The 8,249-nt window shown below is 65.2% G+C and carries 7 protein-coding genes, 1 tRNA gene and 2 pseudogenes; 3 read left to right on the forward strand and 7 right to left on the reverse strand.

Annotation, left to right across the window (positions count from 1 at the left end; translation table 11 throughout):
* Positions 1-578, reverse strand: a pseudogene (locus RMO18_RS14980) (two-component sensor histidine kinase); the annotation flags it as partial.
* Positions 579-622: 44 nt separating this feature from the next.
* Between RMO18_RS14980 and RMO18_RS14985 the strand changes: the two are divergent.
* Positions 623-1,504, forward strand: coding sequence for an MBL fold metallo-hydrolase (locus RMO18_RS14985; protein ID WP_309666963.1), 882 nt, complete (start codon positions 623-625; stop codon positions 1,502-1,504).
* A 69-nt stretch (positions 1,505-1,573) separates the two neighbouring features.
* Positions 1,574-1,648 (forward strand) — tRNA-Asn (locus tag RMO18_RS14990).
* Positions 1,649-1,891: 243 nt separating this feature from the next.
* On the opposite strand, the gene RMO18_RS14995 is transcribed toward RMO18_RS14990, so the two are convergent.
* The 5 genes and pseudogenes from RMO18_RS14995 to speB form a co-directional block, all read right to left on the reverse strand.
* Positions 1,892-2,698, reverse strand: a complete 807-nt coding sequence (locus RMO18_RS14995; RefSeq protein WP_309666964.1) for a DUF4167 domain-containing protein — start codon at positions 2,696-2,698, stop codon at positions 1,892-1,894.
* Positions 2,699-2,884: 186 nt separating this feature from the next.
* Positions 2,885-3,718, reverse strand: a complete 834-nt coding sequence (gene prmC, locus RMO18_RS15000) for a peptide chain release factor N(5)-glutamine methyltransferase (RefSeq protein WP_309666965.1) — start codon at positions 3,716-3,718, stop codon at positions 2,885-2,887.
* The gene (prfA, locus tag RMO18_RS15005; RefSeq protein ID WP_309666966.1) at positions 3,715-4,770 is read right to left on the reverse strand and encodes a peptide chain release factor 1; all 1,056 of its coding nucleotides are present in this window, start codon (positions 4,768-4,770) and stop codon (positions 3,715-3,717) included. The genes prmC and prfA overlap by 4 nt, the downstream gene beginning before the upstream one ends.
* Positions 4,771-4,813: 43 nt before the next feature.
* Positions 4,814-5,278: a DUF1499 domain-containing protein gene (locus RMO18_RS15010; protein WP_309666971.1), complete on the reverse strand. Its 465-nt coding sequence runs from the start codon at positions 5,276-5,278 to the stop codon at positions 4,814-4,816.
* Positions 5,279-5,295: 17 nt separating this feature from the next.
* Positions 5,296-6,261: pseudogene (speB, locus tag RMO18_RS15015) on the reverse strand (agmatinase).
* Between the two features lie 191 nt (positions 6,262-6,452).
* On the opposite strand from speB, the gene RMO18_RS15020 reads away from it, so the two are divergent.
* Positions 6,453-7,319, forward strand: coding sequence for a DMT family transporter (locus RMO18_RS15020; protein ID WP_309666967.1), 867 nt, complete (start codon positions 6,453-6,455; stop codon positions 7,317-7,319).
* Between the two features lie 63 nt (positions 7,320-7,382).
* On the opposite strand, the gene RMO18_RS15025 is transcribed toward RMO18_RS15020, so the two are convergent.
* The coding region (locus RMO18_RS15025) for an aminotransferase class III-fold pyridoxal phosphate-dependent enzyme (protein WP_309666969.1) at positions 7,383-8,249 on the reverse strand (867 nt) is incomplete at its 5' end.

The following is an 8,249-nucleotide window of genomic DNA, read 5'->3' on the forward strand; positions in this document are numbered from 1 at the left end:
GCCCGGGCAAGCTGGGTGATCGGCCTGAGCTGGTTGCGCAGGAAGGCATAGGCGATAATCGTGAGCAGGATTGAGGTCACGATCATCAGCACCAGCAACTGGTGCGGGTTGCTGGCCGCAAACCGCCCGCGCGCAACGCCCACATCCAGCGGGCCGAGCCTGGTTGCGATCTGCAGCCGCACGAAGCCGTCGCTGTCGCGCACATTGGCGGCCATGAAGCCCGGCAACCGCTCGCGCAGCGTGCGCAGGATCACCCCGCCCGACAGATCGAGCAGCCCCACCCGGTCGGTCAGCGGCGCCGTGGGCGTTGCGGGCAGCGACAGCTCCATCAGCAGGGCCGATTGCAGCGGTGCGATACGCTCCACCGCCTCCTCCCGGCTGCCCGCCGTCTCTATCGCCTCGAGCACAAGGCCCAGCTCCAGCACCACCGCGCCAGTCAGCTGCTGCGTCACCCGGTCGAAATGCCGCTGGATGAAGGCCATTGAAACGACCAGCTGGATCGCGACAATCGGCACGATCAGGATCAGCGCGGCGCGGCCATACAGGCTGCGGGGGAGTAACCGTTGAAACAGCGACATTGCCCGCCAGCCTATCCGCCGAACGCGGGCTTGGAAAGGCCGGCATGACCACCACCGCCAACCCGACCGTCCGTCTTGTGCGGGCCGACAACCCCTCGCGCCTGACCGGAACCGGCACCAACACCTACATCGTCGGGACTGGCGCAGTCGCCCTGATCGACCCCGGCCCCGCGCTGGCCCCGCACTTTGACGCAATCCTCGCCACCCTCGGCCCGCACGAACGGATCACCGACATCTTCGTGACCCACCCGCACCTGGACCATTCCGCCCTGGCCCCGGCCATTGCCGCCCGAACCGGCGCGCCGGTCTGGGCTTACGGCACCGCGCGCGATGGCCGCAGCCCTCTGATGCAGCACCTGGTCGACACCGGCGGGATCGAGGCTGACGGCGGCGAAGGTCTCGATCTTGGCTTTCGGCCCGACCGCATCATCAACGACGGCGAAACCGTCGCCGGACCCACATGGTCGCTTCTGGCCATCCACACGCCCGGTCACCTTGGCAGCCATCTGTGCTTTGCCTCGGGCGATGTGCTGTTTTCCGGCGATCATGTGATGGGTTGGTCAAGTTCCATCATCTCGCCGCCGGATGGTGACATGGGGGCCTACATGGCCTCGCTCGACCGGTTGCTGGGGCAAGGGTGGACCACCCTGCTGCCCGGACACGGCCCGCAGGTCGACGCCCCGCAAGATCGGCTGCACAGCCTGATCCGGCACCGGCGAGGGCGAGAGGCCGCAATCCTTGCCGCGCTCGCCAAAGGCCCCACCCGCCTGCGCCCTCTGACCGAGGCCGTCTATTCCGACACAAGCTCCGACCTGTGGCCCGCCGCCGAACGCAACGCCCTTGCGCATCTCATTGATCTCGCAGACAGAAACCTCGTCTCTGCTGATCCGCACCCCGGCCCGAACGGCATTTTCTCACTGCGCTAGACGCATCCTGGAATTCTCCCAGTTTGCCCCTTGCCGCTCTTGGGTGGGCTTGCTATACGGCCCCCGTGTTCCGGCGTAGCTCAGCGGTAGAGCAGTTGACTGTTAATCAATTGGTCGTAGGTTCGATCCCTACCGCCGGAGCCAATCTTCCCCGTTGTTGGTGAAGTCTTGGCGCGCACACAAAGGCGGCATGCCCCCGAAAGCTCCGGACGCCGGCATCAAAAACGCCTCAACGCACCACGTTTGGCCGCCCACGCCCAGCTTGCAACACCGGCTTTCGACAACGCTCCCCGACAAAATGCAACCCCAACAAAACGCAAAACGGCGCGGAAGGTCCGCGCCGTGTGCCAATCTTGTGGTTTACCAGTCCAATCGTCGGAAAGGACCCTACTCCGCCGCTTCGCGCGGTGGCAGGTCATTGCCATCCGGCTTGTCGTCGGCTTTTGGCTTGCGCGGGCCGCGCGGCCGGCGATTGACCGACCGTTCTTCGCGCGGGGTGGCATCCGGCTCAACGGCTGGCGGTACGCTGCGCTGCTCGCCGCGCGTCTCTGGCGTCTCGATCAGGCCGGTGTCGTCAGACCCACCCAGATCAATGATCTCGACCACTGCGGGCTGGTCTTCGGACGCATAGTCCCGACGCTCGCGGTCATCGCGAAACTCGCTGCGGTACTCGGGGCGGTAATCGCCACGGTCCGGCCGGTCGTTCGGCCGGTCGGTCTGACGGTCGCGGTCACCGCCACGGTCCTGACCGCGATCATTGCGCTGGTCGCGGTAGTCGCCCTGCCGGTCATTGCGGTTGGCATTCTGGCTGTTCTGACCGCCCTGACCATTCTGGCTGTTCTGACCATTTTGACCATTCTGGCCATTCTGACCCGGCTGCCCGTTCTGCCCCGGCTGTCCACCCTGCTGATGCTGCTGGTACTGGCGGGTTTCCTGCTCGGCTGCCATTTCGCGCTGCGCTTCGGCCAACATGCGCGTGTAATGCTCGGCGTGCTGCGAGAAGTTCTCGGCGGCCACACGGTCATTCGACAGCTGCGCATCGCGCGCCAGCTGCTGATATTTCTCGATGATCTGCTGCGGCGTACCGCGCACCTTGCCTTCTGGGCCGGAGCTTTCGAAGACGCGGTTGATGATGTTGCCGAGGGTGCGCGGGCGGTTCGTCTTGGAACGCGAGCGGGACTTGGAAGAGCGCATCTTTTCCTTTGATCCAGACAATCTGGCTTCTGCCCCGCCAGAGCACCCGTAGGGGCGGCTCATTCAATGGCAAAGGGGCTTGGTTGACGCGGGAGGGTGAGCAGAACCCGGCACCTCGCGCGAATTGGATTAAACACAGGCGAAGAGTTCTGACAAGGAGAATCTTTGTAAACACTGCTTGCAGTGTCAGTCCGGCGCCTGCGCCTGAACGATCCGGTCGCGCCCGTCCATATCCCGGCGCAGACTTACATCGCAAAGCCCGGCCTGCACCAGCATGGCACAGACCGCTGCCCCCTGCGTCGGACCGATCTCCAGGATCACCCGGCCACCGGGCAACAGATGCGCACCAACACCCGCCACAATCACGCGGTAGGCGTCCAACCCGTCGCCGCCGGGGGTCAGCGCCAGATGCGGCTCCCACATCCGCACTTCGGGGTCCAGCCCGGCCATTTCGTCAGCGGCAAGATATGGCGGGTTTGACACGATCAGATCAAAGCGCCCGGTCAGCGTTGAAAACCAGTCGGATTGGACAAAGCTGACCCGCCCCGCCACACCAAGCGCCGCCGCATTGCCCGCCGCAACCGCAAGGGCTGCTGGCGAGATGTCGGTGCCAACCCCGGTCGCCTCGCCCCGCTCGCACAGCAGCGACACCACAATGGCCCCGGTTCCGGTGCCAAGGTCCAGCACCCGCAGGAACGGTGCCTCAAGGGCTGCAACGATGATCCCCTCGGTCTCGGGCCTTGGGTCCAGCGTTTCGCGGGTGACGCGGAAGTGCCGCCCCCAGAACTGCCGCTCCCCCGTGATCTGCGCCACCGGCTGACGCGCCTCTCGCGCCGCCACCGCCGCGTCAAAGCGCGCGGCTTGCTCAGGGGCCATCGCATCCCGCAGATGCAGCGTCAGCCGGTCCGCCCCGATCCCCATCGCATGCGCCAAAAGGCGTCGCGCGTCGCGCCCTGCCCCTTCGACCTCCGCCGCCGCCAGACGCGCCACTGCCGCACGCAGCGCCTCTGCAGCGATCATCCTTCCATCTCCGCCAGCTTCTCCGCCTGATCCTGCGCGCTCAGCGCGTCGATGATCTCGCCCAGATCGCCGGCCATGATCTGCGGCAAAGCGTATAGCGTCAGGTTGATCCGGTGGTCGGTCATCCGGCCCTGCGGAAAGTTGTAGGTGCGGATCCGCTCGCTGCGATCCCCCGAGCCCACCTGCGATTTGCGGTCCGCCGCCCGCGCCGAATGCACCCGCTCGCGCTCCGCCTCATACAACCTTGCACGCAGCACCTGCATCGCGATCTCCTTGTTACGGTGCTGCGATTTCTCGGCACTGGTCACGATGATCCCGGTCGGCAGGTGGGTGATCCGCACCGCCGAGTCCGTGGTGTTCACATGCTGCCCGCCCGCACCCGAGGCGCGCATCGTATCAATCCGGATGTCGCTGGCCGGAATGTCGATATCGACCTCCTCCGCCTCGGGCAGCACCGCCACCGTCGCCGCCGATGTATGCACCCGGCCCTGCGCCTCGGTTTCCGGCACGCGCTGCACCCGATGCACACCGCTTTCGTACTTCAGCCGCGCGAAAACCCCCTCGCCCGAGATCAGCGCCACCAGTTCCTTCAACCCGCCCAGATCGGAATACTGCTGCTCCAGCACCTCCCACTTCCAGCCCATCCGTTCGGCGTGGCGCTGGTACATCCGTGCCAGATCGGCGGCGAACAGCCCGGCCTCATCCCCGCCCGTCCCGGGCCGGATTTCCATGATCGCCGGCCGCGCATCCGCCGCATCTTTCGGCACCAGCGCCAGCTGCAGCGCCTGCTCCATCAGCGGAATGCGCGCGCGCAACCGGGGGATCTCCTCCTCGGCCAGCGCCTTCATCTCGGGGTCATCCAGCATCGCCTGCGCCTCGGCCAGATCGTCCAGCGCGCGGCGATAGGCGGCAATCTCCACAGCCACCGGCTTCAGATCGGAATATTCCCGGGCGATCCGCGCAATTTCCGACGGCTCGGCGCCGGCATTCAACGACGCTTCGAGAAACTCGAACCGCTGGGTGATCTGGGCAAGCTTGTCTAAAGGAACCATGGCGCGGGTTTCGCTCAGCCCGCCGCCTCCGTCAAGGCCGCGCTCAAAACCCGGTCATTGCAGGCGGCGCGTTCAACCCGAGCAGGGCCTGCACCCAGCCCCCGATCCGCGTCGCGTTCACTCCCATATCCTCGCGACCAAAACGCTGCCGCCCCAAAATGCACAGCCCCGGCCCCGGCATCACCTGCGCGGTGGTATAGTCCGGATACCCGATCAGCGCTGAGCGGGTGACCCAGGTGATCCGCCCCTCTGCTGCCGATCCCGCAAGCCGTTCGGTACGCGGCGTGGCCATGGCAATCGTATCCAGCTTGGCCAGCAGTGTTGTCGCATCCGCCACCGGGCCATAGGCATTGTCAGGCGTGATGCAGAACACATGCCCGTTGGCGGGCGGCCGATATCCCGCCACCGCCAGATCGACATGCCAAACCGCCGGATCAACCGGCGCAAGCCTGATCCAGGCAACCAGGGCCAGAAATGCCGCCGCCACAATGCCAATCGCCAACCCCATGGTCCTGATTCTCCGGCTCATCTTTGTGTGCGCGCCCAGTGATACAGGCAGATCAGCTCATAGCCGACATGCGCCCCGGCAATCGCCGTTGCCCCGGTGGTATCATAGGGGGGCGAGACCTCCACGACATCTCCGCCCACCATGTTGATACCGGCAAGATCCCGCAGACAGGCCGCAGCCTGCCATGAATGCAAACCACCCCAGACCGGCGTGCCAGTGCCGGGCGCGGCGGAGGGGTCAAGGCAATCGATGTCGAAGGTCACATAGGTTGGCTGATCGCCCACGATGTCCTTGGCCTTGGCAACGGCGGCCGCCACGCCCTTCTCATGCACTTCGCGCGCGTCAATCACCGACACGCCCAGATAATCCTCGGTCGTGGTGCGAATTCCGATCTGGACGGATCGTTTCGGGTCCACGATCCCGGTCTTCACCGCCTTATACAGCATCGTGCCATGGTCGATCCGGGTCAGGTCGTCATCCAGCCACAGGTCGGAATGGGCATCAAAATGGATCACCCCCAACGGCCCGAACTTCTCGGCATAGGCCTTCAGGATCGGATAGGTGATGTAATGATCGCCGCCCAGCGTGATCGTCCCTGCGCCCGCCTTCAGAATCGTGCGGATATGCGCGGTCAACGCATCGGGAAAATCGGCCACCTTGGCATAGTCGAACGCAAGGTCGCCGTAGTCGATGATACTCATGTCCTCCAGCGGGTTGGTCGGCCAGCCATAGGGCGGGTCATAGGGCTGCAGCGCGCTCGCCTCGCGGATCGCGCGCGGGCCAAACCGCGTACCCGCCCGGTGCGTCACCGCCTGATCGAACGGCACGCCGGTGATCGCCAGATCGACGCCGGTCAGGTCCTTGGTCTAGGTCCGCCGCAGGAAACTGGTTGCCCCACCAAAGGCATTTTCAAACGCATACCCGCGCAGCCCCTTGCGGGTGAAGGCGGTGTCAACTTGGGCTTTTGCATCTTCCAGGGCCATGATCTGTCTCGGAATAAGTTTGCGCCGTCGTTCATGGCCGGAGACGTCGCTGATCCGGGCGGGGCCAAAGGACAGCGTGGCAAGACCAGTGTCAAGACCACTCGCTTTCCGGCCTGCCCGATGTCGGATTTCCCGCCAACCGTGTCGCCCGCATGGTCATGCCGGCGCAAAACCGGGCTTAGCTTGGGGTCATGCAAGTCCCGCAAAACAACCACCGGCTCGGCCTTGTTCTTGTCGCCGTCGCCGTCGTGGCGTGGAGCACGTCTGGACTGTTCACCCGGCTCATCGCCGCTGACACCCCAACCATCCTGTTCTGGCGTGGCCTTTTTGGCGCTTTGGGCACGGCCATCGTCCTCGCCGTCATCCCCGGCGCCCGGCACCCATTGGGCAGCGTCGGGCTGGCCTATGCCGCCGTGACCGCCCTGTCGATGCTGCTGTTCATCTCGGCCTTGCGCAACACATCGGTGGCGCATGTGGCTGTCATCACCGCCAGCGTGCCTTTCATTGCGGTGGGCCTTGGCTGGGTGGTCTTGCGCGAAGCGCCCGGTCGCAGCGCCCTGATCGCCAGCTTGGCCGCCCTGATCGGCGTCGCGATCATGGTCGGGTTCGGCTCCGATGGCGGCGTCTTGGGCGATGCCCTCGCAGTGCTGATGGCCATCGGCATGGCCGCGATGATCGTGATTTCGCGCCGCCATGACGTTGCGGCCCTGCCCGCCACCTGCCTCGCCTCCGCGCTCTGCGCGCTGGCTGTGCTGCCCTTTGCGACCCTGACCACGGTGACCCCGCAGGATCTCGGCCTGCTGGCGCTTTTCGCGCTTATGAACCAGGTGCTGGGCTTTGGTCTCTTCGCACTTGGGGCAAAGCTGCTGCCGCCGATCCAGACCGCCCTGATCACTGCGTTGGAGGCGCCATTGGCCCCCCTATGGGTCTGGCTCATCCTGTCCGAAACACCGGGCCAGTCCACGCTCGCCGGCGGCACAATCGTCCTTGTGGCCGTGGTCGGGCATACAATGTGGGTGACACGTCAGGTGGAGAGCGAAGTGTTACCAAAAGGTTAAGATAACCACGTAACCCATTGCTTTCATTGAAACCAGAACCTTGTCCACGCGTGGACAACCGCCTCACCCGATCCGATACCCCTCCCGGACCAGCTCATCCGTAACCCCCCGGATCGCCTTTTCCAGCACCTCGGCCACGAAATCCACATCCCCTTCCGTGATCACCAAGGGCGGCGACATCACGTTCAGATGCCCTATGGGTCGCACCATCAGCCCCATCGCCTCCGCCGCATTGGAAATCCGCTTCGATTCCCCCGCCGCATCCGGCAGCGGCTCTTTGGTGACCTTGTTCCCCACATTCTCCACGCACAGCATCAACTTACGACCCCTGACCTGCCCCACCAGCGGCAGCGCCTCCATCCCCGCCAGCCGCGCCTCGAAATACGCCCCTACCCTGGTCGCGTTGCCCAAAAGATCCTCGCGCTCCATGATCTCGATGTTCTTCAACGCCGCCGCCGCCGCCACCGGATGCCCGGCATAGGTCAGCCCCGAGGTAAACCACCGCTCTCCCCCCTCAGCCATCGCCGCCCAGATCCGGTCAGAAAAGATCACCGCCCCCATCGGCACATAGCCCGAGGTCAGCCCCTTCGCCGTACAGATAATGTCCGGCTGCACCCCGAACTCGTCCAGGCTTGCGAACCAATGCCCCAGCCGCCCGAAGGCAGTCACCACCTCATCCGCCACGAACAGGATGTCATGGCGCTGGCACACCTCCCACATCCGCCGCAGATACCCCTCCGGCGGCACGATCACCCCGCCAGATGCCTGGATCGGTTCGGCAAAGAACCCGCCGATCCGGTCGGCCCCCACCCGCGCGATCAACGCCTCGAACTCCGCCACCAGCCCGTCGCAGAACTCAGGCTCCGTCATCCCGTCGGGCCGCCGATACGGGTTCGGCACCGACAGGTGCCAGATGCCGTCTTCCTTGTA

Origin of the sequence: Tabrizicola sp. (genome assembly GCF_031377265.1) — a bacterium.
Taxonomy (GTDB): Bacteria; Pseudomonadota; Alphaproteobacteria; order Rhodobacterales; family Rhodobacteraceae; genus JAUYQR01.

What these genes read in the sequence shown, in the direction of transcription:
- RMO18_RS14995 (WP_309666964.1), bottom strand. Translation starts at nt 2,698, where the DNA reads ATGCGCTCTTCCAAGTCCCGCTCGCGTTCCAAGACGAACCGCCCGCGC.
- RMO18_RS15010 (WP_309666971.1), bottom strand. Translation starts at nt 5,278, where the DNA reads ATGGGGTTGGCGATTGGCATTGTGGCGGCGGCATTTCTGGCCCTGGTT.
- RMO18_RS14985 (WP_309666963.1), top strand. Translation starts at nt 623, where the DNA reads ATGACCACCACCGCCAACCCGACCGTCCGTCTTGTGCGGGCCGACAAC.
- RMO18_RS15020 (WP_309666967.1), top strand. Translation starts at nt 6,453, where the DNA reads ATGCAAGTCCCGCAAAACAACCACCGGCTCGGCCTTGTTCTTGTCGCC.
- prfA (WP_309666966.1), bottom strand. Translation starts at nt 4,770, where the DNA reads ATGGTTCCTTTAGACAAGCTTGCCCAGATCACCCAGCGGTTCGAGTTT.
- prmC (WP_309666965.1), bottom strand. Translation starts at nt 3,718, where the DNA reads ATGATCGCTGCAGAGGCGCTGCGTGCGGCAGTGGCGCGTCTGGCGGCG.